At 63.5% G+C, this 18,508-nt stretch carries 17 protein-coding genes and 2 pseudogenes; 12 read left to right on the top strand and 7 right to left on the bottom strand.

Annotated features, from left to right (window positions below):
- Window positions 1–209: 209 nt before the first annotated feature.
- The 6 genes from CLU88_RS11280 to erpA all read left to right on the top strand — a co-directional run bounded on the left by CLU88_RS11280 (window position 210) and on the right by erpA (window position 5,058).
- Complete coding sequence (locus CLU88_RS11280; RefSeq protein WP_099656680.1) at window positions 210–2,165, top strand: serine/threonine-protein kinase; 1,956 nt, start codon at window positions 210–212, stop codon at window positions 2,163–2,165.
- Window positions 2,166–2,406: 241 nt separating this feature from the next.
- Window positions 2,407–2,835: a 50S ribosomal protein L13 gene (rplM, locus tag CLU88_RS11275; RefSeq protein WP_099656679.1), complete on the top strand. Its 429-nt coding sequence runs from the start codon at window positions 2,407–2,409 to the stop codon at window positions 2,833–2,835.
- Between the two features lie 11 nt (window positions 2,836–2,846).
- Window positions 2,847–3,239: a 30S ribosomal protein S9 gene (gene rpsI, locus CLU88_RS11270; RefSeq protein ID WP_099656678.1), complete on the top strand. Its 393-nt coding sequence runs from the start codon at window positions 2,847–2,849 to the stop codon at window positions 3,237–3,239.
- A 107-nt stretch (window positions 3,240–3,346) separates the two neighbouring features.
- Window positions 3,347–4,060: a DUF6776 family protein gene (locus tag CLU88_RS11265; protein WP_099656677.1), complete on the top strand. Its 714-nt coding sequence runs from the start codon at window positions 3,347–3,349 to the stop codon at window positions 4,058–4,060.
- Window positions 4,061–4,233: 173 nt separating this feature from the next.
- Window positions 4,234–4,632: a polymer-forming cytoskeletal protein gene (locus CLU88_RS11260; protein WP_099656676.1), complete on the top strand. Its 399-nt coding sequence runs from the start codon at window positions 4,234–4,236 to the stop codon at window positions 4,630–4,632.
- Window positions 4,633–4,692: 60 nt separating this feature from the next.
- Window positions 4,693–5,058: an iron-sulfur cluster insertion protein ErpA gene (gene erpA / locus CLU88_RS11255; RefSeq protein ID WP_099656675.1), complete on the top strand. Its 366-nt coding sequence runs from the start codon at window positions 4,693–4,695 to the stop codon at window positions 5,056–5,058.
- A gap of 30 nt (window positions 5,059–5,088) precedes the next feature.
- Here the strand turns inward: erpA and CLU88_RS11250 are convergent, their stop codons facing one another.
- A complete protein-coding gene (locus tag CLU88_RS11250; protein WP_099656674.1) occupies window positions 5,089–6,198 on the bottom strand; it encodes an anhydro-N-acetylmuramic acid kinase in 1,110 nt (369 codons plus the stop codon).
- A 66-nt stretch (window positions 6,199–6,264) separates the two neighbouring features.
- Entirely contained in the window at window positions 6,265–7,623 is a 1,359-nt protein-coding gene (locus CLU88_RS11245; RefSeq protein ID WP_099656673.1) for a M23 family metallopeptidase, read from the bottom strand.
- A gap of 200 nt (window positions 7,624–7,823) precedes the next feature.
- Here CLU88_RS11245 and tyrS point away from each other — a divergent pair, with 200 nt between their 5' ends.
- Window positions 7,824–9,056 (top strand): tyrosine--tRNA ligase, encoded by a 1,233-nt coding sequence (gene tyrS / locus CLU88_RS11240; protein WP_099656672.1) that lies wholly within the window; start codon window positions 7,824–7,826, stop codon window positions 9,054–9,056.
- A gap of 159 nt (window positions 9,057–9,215) precedes the next feature.
- Here tyrS and CLU88_RS11235 read toward each other — a convergent pair whose 3' ends face one another.
- From CLU88_RS11235 to CLU88_RS11225, 3 genes are all read right to left on the bottom strand, one after another.
- Window positions 9,216–9,554, bottom strand: a complete 339-nt coding sequence (locus tag CLU88_RS11235; RefSeq protein WP_158235597.1) for a GGDEF domain-containing protein — start codon at window positions 9,552–9,554, stop codon at window positions 9,216–9,218.
- Window positions 9,551–10,306 (bottom strand): diguanylate cyclase, encoded by a 756-nt coding sequence (locus tag CLU88_RS23400; protein WP_099656670.1) that lies wholly within the window; start codon window positions 10,304–10,306, stop codon window positions 9,551–9,553. The genes CLU88_RS11235 and CLU88_RS23400 overlap by 4 nt, the downstream gene beginning before the upstream one ends.
- A 194-nt stretch (window positions 10,307–10,500) precedes the next feature.
- Entirely contained in the window at window positions 10,501–11,496 is a 996-nt protein-coding gene (locus CLU88_RS11225) for a LysR substrate-binding domain-containing protein (protein ID WP_099656669.1), read from the bottom strand.
- A 128-nt stretch (window positions 11,497–11,624) separates the two neighbouring features.
- Here CLU88_RS11225 and CLU88_RS11220 point away from each other — a divergent pair, with 128 nt between their 5' ends.
- From CLU88_RS11220 to CLU88_RS11210, 3 genes are all read left to right on the top strand, one after another.
- Entirely contained in the window at window positions 11,625–12,188 is a 564-nt protein-coding gene (locus tag CLU88_RS11220) for a DUF2917 domain-containing protein (RefSeq protein WP_099656668.1), read from the top strand.
- A 216-nt stretch (window positions 12,189–12,404) separates the two neighbouring features.
- Window positions 12,405–13,835 (top strand): bifunctional UDP-N-acetylglucosamine diphosphorylase/glucosamine-1-phosphate N-acetyltransferase GlmU, encoded by a 1,431-nt coding sequence (gene glmU / locus CLU88_RS11215; protein ID WP_099656667.1) that lies wholly within the window; start codon window positions 12,405–12,407, stop codon window positions 13,833–13,835.
- 20 nt (window positions 13,836–13,855) lie between these two features.
- Window positions 13,856–14,656, top strand: coding sequence for an ATP-binding protein (locus tag CLU88_RS11210; protein WP_233205442.1), 801 nt, complete (start codon window positions 13,856–13,858; stop codon window positions 14,654–14,656).
- Window positions 14,657–14,685: 29 nt separating this feature from the next.
- On the opposite strand, the gene CLU88_RS11205 is transcribed toward CLU88_RS11210, so the two are convergent.
- A complete protein-coding gene (locus CLU88_RS11205) occupies window positions 14,686–15,177 on the bottom strand; it encodes an Lrp/AsnC family transcriptional regulator (RefSeq protein ID WP_099656666.1) in 492 nt (163 codons plus the stop codon).
- A gap of 137 nt (window positions 15,178–15,314) precedes the next feature.
- Between CLU88_RS11205 and glmS the strand changes: the two genes are divergently transcribed.
- Both glmS and CLU88_RS11195 read left to right on the top strand, forming a co-directional pair.
- Window positions 15,315–17,255, top strand: coding sequence for a glutamine--fructose-6-phosphate transaminase (isomerizing) (glmS, locus tag CLU88_RS11200; protein WP_099656665.1), 1,941 nt, complete (start codon window positions 15,315–15,317; stop codon window positions 17,253–17,255).
- 399 nt (window positions 17,256–17,654) lie between these two features.
- Window positions 17,655–18,207: pseudogene (locus CLU88_RS11195) on the top strand (tyrosine-type recombinase/integrase).
- A gap of 22 nt (window positions 18,208–18,229) precedes the next feature.
- Here the strand turns inward: CLU88_RS11195 and CLU88_RS23530 are convergent.
- Window positions 18,230–18,473 (bottom strand): annotated as a pseudogene (locus CLU88_RS23530) (IS3 family transposase); the annotation flags it as partial.
- Window positions 18,474–18,508: the final 35 nt, after the last annotated feature.

Here is an 18,508-nt window from a genome sequence, read left to right as displayed (position 1 = left end):
TACCCTGATCTATCTCGGCCAGTGGTGCGTGCGTTCAAGGCAAAATCGAGGGCATTCGGGCAGGCTGTGATGTTTTTGGCAGACAGTCTGCTTTTTGTTGCCTTTGTACCTGCGGTGATGCAGCATCATCGCCTGTGTCAGCGGGCTGGCGCTGGGCTGGTGCCCGCTGAATTTTGCTTTAGACGCTGGACTGCCACGCTTTTTTCACCATGACCGAACGTTCCAGTCAAACCTCTGCCAGCGGCGTAAGCCACGTCGATGCGCTGCCCCCTGGCACCCGCTTGGCGGAGTTCGAGATTCTGGCGTTGCTAGGGGTGGGTGGCTTTGGCATGGTCTACAAGGCGTTTGACCACTCGCTGCACCGCGCTGTCGCGATCAAGGAATACATGCCCTCGGCCCTGGCCGGACGTGCTCAGGGGCAGTCGCTGTGGGTGCGCTCTTCGTCAGACCAGCAGACCTTCCAGGCGGGCCTGGCTTCTTTTGTGGGCGAGGCGCGTCTTCTGGCGCAGTTTGACCACCCCTCCCTGGTGAAGGTGTTCCGCTTTTGGGAGGCGAACAACACGGCCTATATGGTCATGCCCCTGTACAGCGGCATGACGTTCAAGCAAGCCAGGGCGCAAATGCGCATTCCGCCGCCAGAGGCCTGGCTGCGCAAGGTGCTGTGGTCCGTGCTCGGTGCCTTGCAGGTGTTGCATGAGGGCAAGACGCTGCACCGCGATATTTCGCCGGACAATATTTTCTTGCAGGACTACGGCCCCCCAGTGTTGCTCGATTTGGGGGCTGCACGCCATGCCATCAACGACCAGGGGCGTCAGCACACGGCGGTGCTCAAAGTCAATTACGCGCCTATCGAGCAGTATTCCGAGTCCGATGAGGATCTGCGCCAGGGGCCGTGGAGTGACCTCTACTCTTTGGCGGCAGTGGTGCATGGTTGCCTGTGCAACGACACTCCGTTGCCCGCCACCTTGCGCTCCATCCGTGATCGCATGGTGCCGTTCTCTCGCGTGGCCAAAACCGTCAAGCGCCAATTGGGCGTGGAGTATTCCGCGCCCTTTGTCGCCGCCATCGGCCAGGCATTGGCATTGCGCCCCGAGGATCGGCCGCAGAGCATTGAGGCCTTTTTGCACGCCATGGAGATGGAGTCGCCCCCCGAGGGGGTTGCCGATTTCGACTTCCGGGCCGATTTGGAGGACATCTGGGTAGAGCCTGCCGATCAGCCGGGCCCTGGTTTGGTGACCCCGACGGTGGATGTGACCTCTGCGCCCAAAATCATCGCGGATATCCAGGCGCAGACGGAAAAGGTGTTGGGGGTGCAAGACGCTTCGGTAGCCAATGAGGCATCCTTGCGCAAAGCCCCTGATGGGGATGCCTCGTATGCAGCCTCAGGGCCCGATACGGTGGCGGTAGATGCGGCAGACACCGTTTTCATGGACCCTGGGGACACCGTGGTGCAGGACGAGCATGGGGCAAGCCACGCCGCAGACGCGCGCGCGGCGGCAGCTTCCTCATACAGGGGCCGTGCCAGCAAGTCGGGCGGTGTGCAGGACGCGACGCCTCGGCGTGCGCATCGCGCCTCCGGGGCGCGGCGCAGCCGTGGCTTGGGCTGGGGCGTCGTTTTGGTGGCGTCTTTGTTGGTGGTCGGGGCTGCCGCTTGGTGGACCCACGGACGCAAAGCGACTGTGGAAGACGACATCATCACAGAGCTGGCGCAGCCTGCGATCGCACCACCGATGCCGGAGGCATCGGCCCCTGACACGACTGCGTCGGAGCCGTTGCTTGTGGCCAGCGAGGTCTTGGCCGCAACTGCGTCGGCTGCCGCGGTCGATGCGTCCCCGGCCTCGACAGCTTCGGCTGCAGTCCCCCCGGCAAAGCCAACGGCGCGCAGTGCTGCGGCCAAAAAAGCCCAACCCGAGCCAGCGCCTGCTCCCCAGGTGGTGGAAGCCCCACCCCCGCCACCCCCGCCGCCGCCAGAACCCAAGCCCAGGCCCACCCCTGTACGGGCTCCCAGTCCCCAAGAGGTGTGTGCCAATGCGAGCTTTTTTGCAAAGCCCATGTGCATTCACCAGGAGTGCCAAAAGCCTTCGCAGGCTGGGTTAGCCATCTGCGTCGAAACGCGCAAGCGCTACGAAGCGGACGAGCAGCGTGCGCGGCAAATGTCCAACTGAGCCGATCATTCTGGGCGCTGGCCGCGCCTCGGTTCTTTGTTGAACAGCCTTTCTGAGTGGTCGGTGTTCTTTCTGTCGGCAGATCAGGCTTGTGCTAGTTGCGTTGAACTTCGTATAATGGCAGGCTTCGCAGCGATTTAGTGGCCCCGCGGCGAACACTTCTTACCACCTAAGAGGCTTCCTTCAGAGAAGCACCGACCGTGGAAAAGGGCCCTCAAACCCCTCTTGAAAAGAGAAACTCATGTCTACATTCAGCGCAAAGCCCGCTGAGGTCGTGCACGAGTGGTTTGTGGTTGACGCGACCAATAAGGTCCTCGGACGAGTAGCCAGCGAAGTTGCTCTCCGTTTGCGCGGCAAACACAAGGCCATTTACACGCCTCACGTCGATACCGGTGATTTCATCGTCGTTATCAACGCAGCACAACTCAAGGTCACTGGCACCAAGTCCCTGGACAAGGTGTACTACCGTCACTCGGGCTATCCCGGCGGTATCACGGCCACCAACTTCCGCGACATGCAAGCCAAGCACCCTGGCCGTGCTCTGGAAAAGGCTGTCAAGGGCATGCTGCCCAAGGGTCCCCTTGGTTACGCAATGATCAAGAAACTCAAGGTGTATGGCGGTGCAGAGCATCCCCACGCCGCCCAGCAGCCCAAAGTGCTGGAAATCTAAGGAGCCTTGAGATGATTGGTGAATGGAACAATGGCACCGGCCGTCGCAAGTCCAGCGTCGCCCGCGTGTTTCTGAAAAAAGGCTCCGGCAAGATCACTGTGAACGGCAAGGACATCCAGTCCTATTTCGGCCGTGAAACATCGATCATGATTGCCAAGCAACCCCTGGTGCTGACCAACCATGTCGAAACTTTCGACATCCAGGTCAACGTCCATGGTGGTGGTGAATCCGGTCAAGCCGGTGCAACCCGCCACGGCATCACCCGCGCTCTGATCGACTACGACACGACGCTCAAGCCCGCACTGAGCCAAGCCGGCTTCGTGACGCGTGACGCCCGTGAAGTGGAACGTAAGAAGGTCGGTCTGCGCTCTGCACGTCGTGCAAAGCAGTTCTCGAAGCGTTAATCTTCGCGACCTTGCGAGGCAGGGGCCTGCACCCTGTCTCTCAAAAACCGCCTTCGGGCGGTTTTTTCGTTTATGGTGCGCACTTCGCAAAGAGGGATGGACCGTTCATGCGTTTTCGTTTGCTTCGCCGTCGTTTGACGATCAGTGCGCCTCGCGTGGCGGTGCGTAGCGCACTGCCTTGGCCTCTGCGTTGGCTGGTTCTAGCCTTGGTGATGGGGCTCAGTGGCGCAGCGGCGTTGTGGGCGTTTGAGTTTGGAAAATCCATCGCTGGCCTGGAGTCTGGTACCCGTGATGACATCGTGCGTCTGCGCACAGAGGTGGAAGAGCTGCGGGAGCAGTCGCAGCAACGCCAGACCTTGTCGCAGACCGCCGAGAGCCTGCTCACCGCTGACCGCGCGACCCTGGAGCGTTTGACGGCCCAAGTGCGGCAACTGGAAACTGAAAACCGCATGCTGCGGGATGATCTGGGCTTTTTTGAAAAGCTGATGCCCGTTTCCAATACGGACGGCGTAGCCATCCGGGGCTTGCAGGCGGAAGTGGTGGGTGGGGTGCAATTGCGGTGGCAGGTGCTGGTGATCCAGGCGGCGGCCCGCAACGCGTCTGACTTCAAGGGGCGGCTGGAGTTGGTGGTGACCGGTACCCGGGAGGGCAAGCCTTGGACGCAGATTTTGCCGTCCGAGGGGCTGCCGCTGCAATTTCGGCAGTACAGGCGTCTGGACGGCTTGCTTCCGCTGCCTGTGAATGTCGTGGTAAAAACTGTGACTGCCCGTGTTTTGGAGGGGCAGGCGGTGCGTGCAGTCCAGGCCACTGAGTTGGATTGACATCGATGGCGGGGCTTAGCTGCGCCCCTGGTGCCCGCAGGCGCGCACTAGGCCATGCCAGTCGCTGCCAAGCATTCGGCAGACTTTAGATCACCCATGTGTGGGGCATTCTGTGGCTTGCCCTGATCCCTTCCTTCATTTGGTGCCTTGATGTGCACTTCAGGAGTCCCTTTATGTTCTCGCGTAAAAAACAGCCTCCCATCAAGAGTTTGATTGCCCATGGCACCCGGATCGAGGGCAATGTGCTGTTTGAGGAGGGTATTCGGATTGATGGCGATGTCATCGGTGATATCCGCGCCGCCACAGAGCAGCCCAGCATTTTGGTGATTTCGGAGACAGCACGGGTGGATGGGGCGGTGCATGCGGACCATGTCATCGTCAATGGCTCGGTGGTGGGGCCTGTGCATGCCGCAGAGCTGTTGGAGCTGCAGCCCAAGGCGCGCATCACTGGCAACGTGCACTACCGTGCGCTGGAGATGCACCAGGGTGCCATGATTGCCGGGCAGCTCTTCCCTGCCGCCGTGTTGGTGGAAGAAAAGCCCCCACTCAAACTAGCGTCAAACAATTCCTGAGGCGGTGGCGCTGCCGTGTTGCAGTACCATCCCAGCCAAATACTGAACCCGGAGTTCCCCATGAGCGCTGTTGCCGAAAATGTCTCCACCGAGATGCCTGCCCCGATTCTGTTCACGGACAGTGCCGCCGCCAAGGTGGCCGATCTGATTGCTGAAGAGGGCAACCCCGATTTGAAGTTGCGGGTGTTTGTGCAGGGTGGCGGCTGCTCTGGCTTCCAATACGGCTTCACTTTCGATGAGATCACCAACGAAGACGACACCACCATGACCAAAAACGGTGTGTCGTTGCTGATCGACGCCATGAGCTACCAGTACCTGGTGGGTGCAGAGATCGACTACAAGGAAGATCTGCAAGGCGCCCAGTTCGTCATCAAGAACCCGAACGCCACCACGACCTGCGGTTGCGGTTCGAGCTTTTCGACCTGATCAACAGATGTCGCCCCTTTTTGAGGGGGCTTATGCGGGGTAGATCGCCCCGAGTACACGGGCGCCTTGGGCGCCCGTGACGTTTGGCAGGCTGCCCGTCAGCCCTTGCAGGGTTTGGCGGGCCAGCCAGGCAAACGCGCTGGCTTCGACCTGCATGACAGGCAGGCCCAGGGCGTCCGAGGGTTGTACCAAGACGGTGCCCAGCAGGGCCTGCAGTCTTTGTATGAGGTGGGTGTTCAATGCACCCCCACCGCACACCGCCAAGCGGGTGCCGCCTTGCCCATGCAGGGTGGCGCTGTCGGCGCAGGCGCGGGCGGTGAATTCGGTGAGCGTGGCCTGCACATCCGCAGGTGGGATGCCGGGATGGGCCTGTAACTTGGCATCCAGCCAGTGCACATTGAAAAGATCGCGCCCGGTGCTTTTGGGCGGCAACTTCTGCAAAAACGGCTCCTGCAGGAAGTCGGCCAACAGCCCTGGGTGCACGGAGCCGCTTGCAGCCCACTGGCCTTGCGCGTCGTAGGGGTGGCCTGTGTGCCGCTGGCACCAGTGGTCCATGAGTGCATTGCCCGGGCCGCAATCAAAGCCGATGACGGGGCCGTGGGCGGGCAGGATGCTGATGTTGGAAATGCCGCCGATGTTCAGTGCCATCACTGTCTCTGTGGCGCTTCCAAAGATGCCTTGGTGGAATGCAGGTACCAGCGGTGCGCCTTGGCCGCCTGCGGCAACGTCTCGGCTGCGAAAGTCGGCCACGACCGCAATGGCCGTGAGCTCTGCCAGCAGGGCGGGGTTTTGCAGCTGCAGGGTGTAGCCCGTGCCGTCAAATTCCTGGGGGCGGTGCCGCACCGTCTGGCCATGGGCGCCTATCGCGCGCACTTCACTCGCCTGGACATGGGCGTCCTGGAGCAGGGCGTTGACCAGCGCGGCGTAGATGCGAGACACCGCATTGCCTGCCAGTGCAGCGCGGTGCAGCTCGTCGGCGCCCGGGGTGTTGAGTGCGAGGAGGTCGCTCTTGAGCCCCTCTGGGAAGGGCTGGGTGCGGTAGCCCAAGACCTGGAGTTGGGGCCCTGCAAAGTCCACCAACACCGCATCGGCACCATCGAGGGAGGTGCCAGACATCAGGCCAATATAAAGCTCGCGCATGGATTAGGCCGTCAAGCGGTGTGAGGCAAGCTGCGGCCGGCTGGGGCTGGCCGAGTGGGCTTGGTGTTACTGGGCGCTGGCTTGCTGAATCAGCTCTGCCGATGACAGCTGGATGCGCATGGCAGATGCCAGGCGGTCAAACGCAGCACGGGCGGAGGCCGACACGGGGGCGGCTGCTTCGCTTTGCTGGGCGATGGTTTGCGGATCCTGGTGCTGGCCGTTGATGCGGAATTCAAAATGCAAGTGCGGGCCTGTCGCCCAGCCGGTGGAGCCCACGGCCCCCACGGTTTGGCCTTGCGAAACCGATTGCCCGTTCTTTACGTCGATGCGGCTCAAATGGGCATAGACGGTGACGTGCTGGTTGCGGTGCTTGACGAAGATGACGTTGCCAAAACCGTTTTGCACGCCAGCAAACTCCACCACACCATCGCCCACCGTGCGCACTGCGGTGCCTGTGGGGGCTGCGTAGTCGGTGCCCAGGTGGGCGCGCCAAGTTTGCAAAATGGGGTGCAGGCGCATCTTGAAGCCGCTGGTCACCCGGGAGAACTCGACCGGCGATGCCAGGTAGGCGCGGCGCATGCTCTCGCCTTCCAGGGTGTAGTAGGCGCCCTTGGAGGCGTCGGTCTCCTGGAACCAGACGGCCTGGTGGGTCTTGCCGTTGTTGCGGAACTCGGTGCTCAGCACGCGGCCGCTGCGCAGGGGCTCGCCATCGGCCTCCAGCGTTTCGTACACCACGGCAAAGCGGTCTTCCTTGCGCAGCGAACGGTGAAAGTCGATGTTGCCTGAGAAGATCTCGGCCACTTGCACGGCCACGCCATCGGGGATGTTGGCGGCGTCGGTGGCGGCAAAGAGGGAGCTGCGGATCACGCCCCCGGCCAGGCGCGTGCCTTTGGTCAGTGGTGCGGTTTCGATGCGCGAGGAAAAGCGCTCGTCCTGGCGCTCTACCACCAGGCGGCGGAAGGTGCCGCTGTCATCGGGGGCCCAGCGTGCCGTCAGGCGTACCAGACGGTGGTCGTCGGTGGTCTCTGCCGAAATCAGCCGGCCAGCTCGGCCCAGCAAATTTTGTCGCACAGCATTGTCAGAACGCAAAAAAGCGGCTGCTGCCGGGTCTGCCACGCCCATGCGCTGCAGCAGAGACTCTGCCGTGTCGCTGCTGCGGGTTTGTTCAGAGCGGTACAGCGAAAAACCGGGGGCGTCGAGCGATTCCAGGGCCAGGTTTTCTGCCAGCGATTCGACGGGGTAGCTCACCGTCTTGGTGGGCAGCTCAGAGGCGTCAGGCCCCAGCGAGGCCACGGCGAATGCGCCACCGCCGCCGGTCAGCAGCAAGGCTGCGATGGCGGCAGTGATACGTCGAGGGTGTTTTTGAGCGGTCTGGGACAGTCGATCAAGCAAAGCCAAGCTGGCGGTGGTCAAGCCGTGAATCAATGTTCTATCCCCAGAGGTGAGTGTGTCTTCGCTCAAGACCTGGGCCAGGGGCCCTGCGGAAGTCGGAGGCACAGAGATGCAAACAAGGCAATTTTCAGCGGGCGAAACCCGGGCTGAAACGGCGGGCCTACTAGAATCCGCCTTTGCAATGGAGCCCGAGTATAGCGGCGCGTCATCCTCAGACATCGAAAAAAACCCTTATGAATCAATCAGCTGTTACAACAAGCCCGCTGTCCGATGGTGTACGCCAGGCCCTCGAAATTTCGCTGCGCGGCGTGGAAGAATTGCTGCCGCAGGATGAGTGGACCAAGAAGCTGGTGCGTTCGGAATCCACTGGTCAACCCCTGCGCATCAAGCTGGGCCTGGACCCCACGGCCCCCGACATTCATATCGGCCACACCGTGGTGCTCAACAAGATGCGACAGTTGCAAGATCTGGGCCACCAGGTGATCTTCCTGATCGGTGACTTCACCACCTTGATCGGTGACCCTTCGGGGCGCAACAGCACGCGCCCGCCGCTCACGCCCGAGCAAATCAAGTTCAACGCAGAGACCTACTACACGCAGGCCGCCAAGGTTCTGGACCCTGCGCGCACCGAGATCCGCTACAACAGCGAGTGGTGTGATGCCCTGGGTGCGCGGGGCATGATCCAGCTGTCGGCCAAGTACACGGTGGCGCGCATGATGGAGCGCAACGACTTTCACCAGCGTTTTACCGATGGCAGTTCCATCAGCCTGCACGAGTTCTTGTACCCGCTGCTCCAGGGCTACGACTCGGTCGCCTTAAAGAGTGACCTGGAGCTGGGTGGCACGGACCAGAAGTTCAATTTGCTGATGGGCCGCCATCTTCAGCAGGAGTATGGGCAGGAGCCGCAGTGCGTGCTCACCATGCCGCTGTTGGTGGGGCTGGACGGTGTGGACAAGATGTCCAAGTCCAAGAACAACTACATCGGTATCACCGAAGAGCCCAACACCATGTTTGCCAAGGTGCTGTCGATTTCGGACACGCTGATGTGGGACTGGTACACGCTGCTGTCGTTCAAGAGCCTGGCCGAGATCGCTGCGCTCAAGGCCGAGATTGCCGGCGGGCGCAACCCCAAGGACGCCAAGGTGATGCTGGCCAAGGAGATCACCACGCGTTTCCACAGCGCGGCGGCGGCCGATGCGGCGGAGCAGGATTTCACCAACCGCAGCAAGGGCGGCGTGCCGGAGGACATCCCCGAAGTGGCGCTGACGGGCGCGCCACTGGGCATTGGCGCGCTGCTCAAGCAGGCCAACCTGGCCCCCTCGGGCAGCGAGGCCAACCGCCTGATCGATGGCGGCGGTGTGCGTGTGGACGGCAACGTGGTCAGCGACAAGGGCTTGAAGCTGGATGCTGGCACCTACGTGGTGCAGGTGGGCAAGCGCAAGTTTGCGCGTGTGCAGCTGGGCTGATTCGGATTCAGGTAAAAAAGGGCGCTAGCGCCCTTCAAATAAGCGCGGGAAGCTATCGAAAGTGTAGCGTCCTGCGCTTTTTTTATGGGCGTCATGCCTTGGCACAACCGCGGCGTCCACGGTGTTGGGGTTCTGAAGCGGGCTTTTTGGCGCCCGTTCCTATTTCTGCCAGCGCAAAGGGGGTTCTGCCGCTGCCGGGCGGGCTGCCGGTGGGAGGCTGCTGACCACCTGGTTGCGGCCCTGCTGCTTGCCCCGGTACAGCGCCTCGTCGGCACGGTGCACTGCGTCCAGCAAGCCTTCGTCCGCCTGCACGGTGGCCACGCCGATGGTGACGGTGACCTGCAAAGGCGGCGTGTGGCCGGGTTTGAACAGGTCTGCACTGATGGCCTGGCGCAGCCGCTCTGCCAGGTGGTCGGCGCCCGGTGCGTCGGTGTCGGGCAGCAGGATCAGGAACTCTTCACCGCCCCAGCGGCAAATGCTGTCGCTGGCGCGGGTCACCCCAGCGCCCGGCGGTAAAAGTCCTGTAGCACCTGGTCGCCCGCCTTGTGCCCCAGGGCGTCGTTGATGCGCTTGAAATGGTCGATGTCGCACAGCAGCAGGGCAATGGGTTGTGCCTGCCGGGGCTGGCGGGCCAGTTCTGCGCGGCCAATTTCCATGAGCCTGCGGCGGTTGATGGCGCCGGTGAGGGGGGCGGTCGATGCCTGCCGGGTCAACACCGCTTGCGCCTGGGTCACCACGTTGTAGTAGCCCCGGGACAAGATGATGAACGCCAGCAGCAACGTGATGATGTTCTGGTAGCGCAGCAGGCTTTCCAGCGTGTTGCCCAGGGCGTAGACGGGTTCGTTCTCGCTGCTCCAGCCGTCCAGCCCCAGATAGATGAACGACAGGCACACTGCAATCGTGTACTTGAGCGTTTTGTGGTCGCTCGATGACAGCATGGCCACCAGGATGACCGGCAGCATCAGGTAATGAAACCCGCTGCCCCAGCCGATGAACACCGTGGCAGCCACGGCGTGCACGGTGATTTCGCCAATCAGCAGCAACGTGGCCGCCCGCAGGTGCCCTCCGGGGCGGGCCAGCCAGAATGCCAGCGCATGCGTGGCCACGCTCAGCACATTCAGCGCCGCCAAGGCATCGACGCTGGCCCAGGCAAACAGCGCGATGTACAGGCTGTGCACCAGCACGCACAGCGCAGACGCATGCCGGATCAGCAGGCGAAAGTTGTCTGGTGGGGGCTCGATGGTGTGCATGGGGCCAAGGGGCTGGTGCGGTGTGTGCGGCGGGTGGTTGTGGATGCGGTGTTGGGTGGGGCGGCAGGGGCTGAGTGAACTAGGTCCCCAGTGTCCACCTGCGTGGGCGGGTTGTGGCTGGTGTTTTCACGGGGGCCTTGGCGCTGCTTGACGGTGCCCTGCGAGATCGCCCACAGGGCTCCTTGTACAGGTTCTCAGTCCAAATGGTCTTGCGTATCGGGGTCGGGCACATCGCCAATGGCGGCGCGGGTGGCGGCGGCCTGGGTCTCCAGCCAGGTGCTGAAGGCCTGCACCTCGGGCCGGTGCCCACTGCGCGGGCCCACCAGCATCCAGTAGGCCAGCGGCGAATCCAGCCGGTGCCCCGGCAGCACCTCGATCAGGTCGCCCGAGGCCAGCGCGTCGGCAATCAGCGGCATGCGGGCCAGCGCCAGCCCCTGGCCGCTGAGCGTGGCCTGCACGATCTGGTGCGCATAGTTGAAGTACAGCCAGCGCTGGGGCTGCAGCTTGGGGCACTGCTGCACATCAAACCAGCGCCGCCAGCTCAGCCACTCCAGGTGCTGGGTGCGGTGCGCGTCGCCCGCTTCAATCAGGGTGAACTGGGCCAGGTCGGCCGGTTTGCGGATGGGGGGCGCTGTTTTCAGCAGCCAGGGGCTGGCCACCACGGCCAGTTGCTCGCCACACAGGCGGCGTGCGCCCTGCATGCCGGGGCCGGGCAGGGCGTAGCGCAGGGCAATGTCCACGTCCGAGGTGTCCAGGTCCACGCTCACGTCGCTGGCATCAATGCGCAGGTCAATGCCCGGGTGCTGGTGCTGGAACTCTTCCATGCGCGGAATCAGCCACATCGACGCAAAGCTGGCCCAGGTGGTGATGGCCACGCTTTTGCGCCCGGCGGTCTGGCGCACCAGGCGCACGGCGGCGTCCATGCGCTCCAGGGCGGGCACCACGGCGCGTTGCAGTTGTGCGCCCGCGCTGGTCAGCTCCACCGCGCGGGTGTGGCGCAGAAACAGGGGCACGCCCACTTCTTCTTCCAGCGCCTGGATCTGGCGGCTCACGGCCGATTGGGTCAAGGCCATCTCATCGGCCGCGGCCCGGAAGTTCAGGTGCCGGGCCACGGCCAGAAAGGCGCGCCAGTGCCCTACGGCGACGGGACGGGTGCGTTGGATGGCGGGGGCGTTGGGGTCGTTGGACATGGCGCGGCGGTGGGTGTATTCATGCGGTCTTCGCATCAATAGGGTAGCGCGTTTTCATTGGACGCAAAGGGTTTGCAGTCGGATCATTGGGCCTCATTAAAGCCCTTCGTGGCAGAAAGGAGTCCCACATGCCATGCCATGTTGTTCCCGCATCGCAATCCTCCGTGAGCCCCGCCAGCCCCGCCGCCCTGTTGGCGGGATGCTGGAAGCTGGAGGCACGCCGCGCCCTCTCACTGCGCCCGCGTGAGCCTGGTGTGTTGGAAATTGCCCAGGGCCGGGCCTGGGTCACGCTGACCGGGGCCGCGCAGGCCTTGCCCGCAGACCATGTGCTGCATGCCGGAGACCGCCTGAGCCTGTTGCCCGGCCAGCATGCGGTGGTCGAGGCCTGGGGGCCGCCTGGCGCGGTGGATGCTGCTGGCGCGCTGGCCTTTCGCTGGGACTGTGCCCTTCCCGCAGCAGGCCTCGTGGCATCTGCCCCTGTGCGTGCCGAGGGGGCGGCTGCCGTGGTGGTGTGCTGGGACCGCGCTGTGGCGCAACCCCTGCGCGATTTGCGCCTGGCCCTGGGGCAGGGCGGCCGCGCCGTGGTGGGGGCTGCGGCCGATGCCGCGGGTGCGGTGGGGCGGCTGGTGCTGGGCCTGGCGCGGTTTGCGGCCTACCGCCTGGGAGGGGCGTGGCCGCGCAGACTGGCCTGAGTCCGTTAGTGCATTTTCACAATCAAATGGGCTGCTAGCGCTTGCAGATAAAGCGCTAGCAGCTTCTATTTTGGTAGCGAATGGTGGGCAATTGGTGGGCGGTTGGTTGGTGGTTAGTGCGTGGGCAGTGGGCGTTTGTCAGCCGCCATTGGCGCCGATAATGCGGGCAGGCCTGCGCAGTGGCGGCACTGCGGGCCACTTCACACCCCCCATTCCATGACGCAACTCGACATTCTCATCATGGCGGCCGGCAAGGGCACGCGCATGAAAAGCCGCACGCCCAAGGTGCTGCAACGCCTGGCTGGGCGCCCGCTGCTGCACCATGTGCTGGACCAGGCTGCGCACCTGCAGGCCCGCAGCGCCATCGTCATCACGGGGCACGGTGCTACAGAAGTAGAAGCAGCTACCGCTGGTGCCGCAAGCGCTGCAGGCAGTTTTGACCTCAAGTTTGTGCGGCAGGAGCCGCAGTTGGGCACCGGCCACGCGGTGCAGCAAGCCGTGCCCCACCTGCGTGACGATGGCACGGCGGTCGTCCTCTCGGGCGATGTGCCCCTGACCCAGGCCGACACCCTGCGCGCCCTGGTGGCCGCCAGCGAAGGCCGCAAGCTGGCCCTGCTGACGGTGACCCTGCCCGACCCCACGGGCTACGGCCGCATCGTGCGCAACGCCGAAGGCGCCGTGCAAGGCATCGTTGAGCACAAGGACGCCACCGAGGCCCAGCGCGCCATCACCGAGGTCTACAGCGGCATCATGGCCGTGCCCGCGCGGCTGCTCACCCCCTGGCTGGCGCGGCTCACCAACGACAACGCGCAGGGCGAGTACTACCTCACCGACATCGTCGCCATGGCCGTGGCCGACGGTGTGCCCGTGGTCGCCCACCGCATCACCGACGCATTGCAGGTGGCGGGCGTCAACAGCCCGCTGCAACTGGCCGAGCTGGAGCGGGCCCACCAGCTGCGCCAGGCCCGAGCCTTGATGGAGCAAGGCGTGCGCCTGGCCGACCCCGCCCGCTTTGACCTGCGCGACGACACCCGCACCGGCGTGCGCGGCGAGCTGGTCTGCGGGCAGGATGTGGAGATCGACGTGAACTGCGTCTTCACCGGCCGTGTGGAGCTGGGCGAGGGTGTGAGCATTGGCGCCAACTGCTGCATTGCCAATGCGCGCATTGCGGCGGGCGCGGTGATCCACCCCTACACCCACATCGACGGCGAAAAGGCCGGAGCCACTGTGGGCGAGGGCGCCTTGATCGGCCCCTTTGCCCGCCTGCGCCCCGGCGCCCAACTGGGCCGCGAGGTCCACATCGGCAACTTTGTGGAAGTGAAGAACAGCACGCTGGCCGACGGTGCCAAGGCCAACCACCTGGCCTACCTGGGCGACGCCACGGTGGGTGAGCGCGTGAACTACGGCGCAGGCAGCATCACCGCCAACTACGACGGCGCCAACAAGCACAGCACGGTGATCGAGGCCGATGTGCACGTGGGCAGCAACTGCGTGCTGGTGGCGCCGGTGACGATTGGCGCGGGTGGCACGGTGGGTGGCGGCAGCACCATCACCAAGAGCACCGAGCCTGGCGCACTGAGCGTAGCGCGTGGCAAACAAGTCAGCATTGCCAACTGGCAACGCCCGAAGAAGCAGCCGAAGGCTTGAGAAGCTGAGAACCGAGCGCCATGCTTGACGAAGACATGACCCCCGACCTCACCCCTGACCAGTTGCGCGCCGCCCTGGCTGCGAGCCAGCAGCAGGTGGCCGACATGGCGGCTGCGCAAGAGGCGTTCTTGCGCGTGGTCTCGCACGACCTGCGTGCGCCGCTGCGCCACATCACGTCGTACGGCAAGCTGGTGCGAGAGGTGCTGGGCGACCTGCCTGCCGATGTGCTGCAAAGCCCGCCGCTGCAAGAGGCGCAAGAGTTCGTCGGCACCGTGGAGCAGTCGGCCCGCCGCATGGCGCTGATGCTGGACGGGCTGCAGGCCCTGTCGCGCGTGGGCCGCGCACCGCTGCAACTGCAGCCGGTGGACCTGGCCGCAGCGGTGGCCAAGGCGCGGGCCGCCCTGTCCGCGTTGGCGGGCGCCGACGCTGTGCAGTGGGCGGTGGCCACCGGCCTGCCCACCCTGCAGGCTGACCCGGCCCTGCTGCACGAGTTGCTGGTGCAGTTGTTAGGCAACGCCCTCAAGTTCAGCCAACGCCAACCGGCTGCCTGCGTTGCCGTGCGCGCTGTGCCTGCAGAGCGCGGCACCGGCTGGGTGGCATGGGAGGTGCAAGACAACGGCGTGGGCTTTCACCCCGAGCGCGCTGCGGGCCTGTTCGGCATCTTCCAGCGCCTGCACCGCGAAACCGAATTTGACGGCGTGGGCGCAGGCCTGGCCGTGTGCAGCACCATTGCCGAGCGCCATGGCGCCCACATCACCGCCACGGCGGCGGTGGGGCAGGGTTGCACCGTGCGGGTGGAGTGGCCTGCGGCAGTGGTTTGATTTGCTATTGAAAATATAGCTGCTAGCGCTTATTGGGTAAGCGCTAGCGGCACTTTTGTTTCAAACTTTGCCCGCTTGGTGCTGAAGAACGCCTTGACGTTGCGCACGTTCGCATCGGCGGTGAACAGCCGCTGCGACAACGCCAGGTAGCCCGGCATGTCGCGCGTGTGCACCACCAGCACAAAGTCGGGCCCCGGCGACACGCGCCAGCACTGCTGCACCTCGGCATCGGCCACGGCGCGGGCTTCAAAGGCATCCAGCGCCTCGGTGCTTTGGCGGTCCAGGCTCACTTCCACAATGCAGGCCAGCCCGTGGCCCTGCACGGCGGCCAGTCGGTCGGGCTGCAGCAGGGCCACCTGCCGCTCGATCAGCCCCACATCGTGCAGCCGCTTGACCCGCCGCAGGCAGGTGGGGGGCGACACATGCACCCGCTCGGCCAAGGCCTGGTTGCTTTGGGCGGCATCGTGCTGCAGCAGGTCCAGCAACTGCAGGTCAATGGCATCGAGCGATATAGATTCCATGATTGCTTTATTTTTGAAATTTAATTTCTCCGTAGTGAATTGTAGAAATTAAATTTCAAAATTGAAGATATGTTGAGTGCATATTTCTTAGGTGCCTGCCTACCATCGCCCCATCGGTTTTAACGGAGGCATCCACCATGTGCGGCATCGTCGGCGCGGTATCCACGCGCAACATCGTTCCTATCCTTGTGCAGGGCCTGCAGCGGCTCGAATACCGCGGCTATGACTCGTGCGGCGTGGCGGTGCATGCCGCCAGCCTCGATGCCTCACGCCACGGCACGCCCCAGGGTGGCTTGCAGCGCGCCCGCAGCACCGCCCGCGTGGCCGCGCTGCTGGAGCAGGTGGCCACCGACCATGTCGATGGCGCCACCGGCATCGCACACACCCGCTGGGCCACGCACGGCGCGCCCGCCATGCACAACGCCCACCCGCACTTCAGCCACGGCACGGGCGATGTTGCCAGCCAGCCAGGCCGGGTGGCGCTGGTGCACAACGGCATCATCGAAAACCACGAAGAACTGCGCGCCGCCCTGCAGGCACGCGGCTACGTGTTTGTGAGCCAGACCGACACCGAAGTCATTGCCCACCTGGTCGACAGCCTCTACCAAGGCGATTTGTTTGAGGCCGTGCAGGCCACCGTGGCCCAGTTGCACGGCGCCTATGCGATTGCGGTCATCCACAAGGACGAGCCGCATCGCGTGGTGGGCGCACGCGCAGGCTCGCCGTTGATCTTGGGTGTGGGCAAGGACGCCAGCGCCGGGGCGTCGGCTTCCCGTGAACACTTCCTGGCCAGCGACGCCATGGCCCTGGCGGGTGTGACGGACCAGATCGTCTACCTGGAAGAAGGCGACCTGGTGGACCTGCAACTGGGCCGCTATTGGATCGTGGGCAAGGACGGCAATGCCTTGACGCCCGCACAGCGCCCCGTGCGCACCGTGCTGGCCCACAGCGGCGCGGCCGAGCTGGGGCCCTATCGCCACTACATGCAAAAGGAAATCTTCGAGCAGCCGCGCGCCATCGCCGACACGCTCGAAGGCGTGGAAGGCATCGTGCCCGAGCTGTTTGACGGTGCAGGCCTGCACGGCGAGCCCGGTGCCGCCGCGTGGCGCGTGTTCAAGGAGATCGACAACGTCCTCATCCTGGCCTGCGGCACCAGCTACTACAGCGGTTGCGCCGCCAAATACTGGCTCGAAGAGATCGCGGGCATCCCCACCCAGGTGGAGGTGGCCAGCGAATACCGCTACCGCACCAGCGTGCCCAATCCGCGCACCCTGGTCGTCACCATCAGCCAAAGCGGCGAAACCGCCGACACCCTGGCCGCGCTGCGCCACGCGCAAAGCCTGGGCATGCAGCACACGCTCACCATCTGCAACGTCGCCACCAGCGCCATGGTGCGCGAATGCAAGCTGGCCTACATCACCCGCGCGGGCGTGGAGATTGGCGTGGCCAGCACCAAGGCCTTCACCACGCAACTGGCGGGGCTCTTCTTGCTGACACTGGCCCTGGCGCAAAGCAAGGGCCGCCTGACGGCAGAGCAAGAAACCGCCCACCTCAAAGCCATGCGCCACCTGCCCGTAGCCCTGCAGGCCGTGCTGGCCCTGGAGCCGCAAATCATCAGCTGGGCCGAAGACTTTGCGCGCATGGAAAACGCACTCTTCCTGGGCCGGGGCTTGCACTACCCCATCGCCCTGGAAGGCGCGCTCAAGCTCAAGGAAATCAGCTACATCCACGCCGAGGCCTACCCTGCGGGTGAACTCAAGCACGGCCCGCTGGCCCTGGTGACCAGCGCCATGCCGGTGGTGACCGTGGCGCCCAACGATGCGCTGCTGGAAAAGCTCAAGAGCAACATGCAGGAAGTGCGCGCCCGCGCCGGTGTGCTCTACGTGCTGGCCGACGCCGACACCCACATCGAAAGTGCCGAAGGCCTGCACGTGATCCGCATGCCCGAGCACTACGGCCCCCTGAGCCCGCTGCTGCACGTGGTGCCGCTGCAGCTGCTGGCCTACCACACCGCCTGCGCACGCGGCACCGATGTGGACAAGCCACGCAACCTGGCCAAAAGCGTGACGGTGGAGTGAGGCTTAGAAACGGTGGGTGACGCTGACCGTAAAAAAATAAAGTGTCAAAGAAAAATAAAAGTTGTCAAAACAAGCTGATTCAAACAAAAAAAGTCAGTCGAGCGCAAATATCGCTTGACGGGAAAATTCCACATTAAGAAATAAAAGCACCTCGGTTGAGGCGCTTTTATATTTTCAGATCACAAAGCTGTGGGGGAGTTGGATGGGCTGCTTCAGGCTGGTTGCTGTCACTCAACACGCAGTCGTTGAACGACTGCTGTGATCGAGAGCAGACAGTGAAGAACATCATCAGGCCGTTCTTCTGAACCGCAAGAACTGACACAGCTAGCGTGGTCACTTGTGGACAACGTCATCTAGAAGGCGCATGGTTTCGCCCCGCCCACTCGATGGGAGACCATCATGGAATCCGTTGCAACTGTCGTTCATCGCGAGCCCTGGAATAAGGGAAAGATCGTTGGTCAGAAGGCGCCCTTCAAGCCCAAAGACATTTGTGCGCTGCGCGTGCGTCTTCAGATGGAGAACCGGGTGCGCGAGCTTGCGCTCTTCAACCTGGGAATAGACAGCAAGCTGCGCGGATGCGACTTGGTCGCCCTTAAGGTCCGCGATGTTTGCCATGGCGACCACTCGTGAAGCGCTTCAGCAATGGATCAAGACCGCTAGGCTGCAATCGGAAAACTATCTCTTTCCGAGCCGAATTCACAAGTCACCGCATCTCGGGACGCGTCAGTACGCCCGGATTCTTGAGCGCTGGGTGTTGCAGCTCGGTTTGGATCCAGCAGAGTATGGAACGCACTCCATGCGGCGCACCAAGGCTACGCTCATTTACCGCAGAACGAAGAACTTACGTGCGGTCCAGCTACTCCTTGGCCACCCAAAAATCGAGTCAACTGTCCGATACCTTGGCATTGAGGTCGACGATGCTCTTGAGCTATCTGAACAGACCGAGATTTGAGTTGAGAAAGCGAAAATGAATCGCCCAATGCCCTCATAGTGGCAGCAATGTATCGACCTTGGGTGAGGCAGTGCGCTCGATGGCAGCTGCTTTCTGCGCCAGCGAGAACTTGGGCTCCCTGCCTGCGTAGCCCATCGGCAAACCGAGACGTTGCTAGCACTCACGAAAACACACCCCGTCAAGGAATTCTTGGTTGAGTAACCCAACTGACGGGAGGTTGGCCTGACGCATTTGCCCAGCTTGATGGGGCGCTCAACGGGGCGGATTTTGTCTTCTTAGGAATATATGAATACCTGCTGGT

It is taken from the genome of Acidovorax sp. 56, from assembly GCF_002749705.1.
In the GTDB taxonomy this organism is placed as follows: Bacteria; Pseudomonadota; Gammaproteobacteria; order Burkholderiales; family Burkholderiaceae_C; genus Acidovorax.
This window is presented reverse-complemented; position numbering and strand designations above follow the sequence as displayed.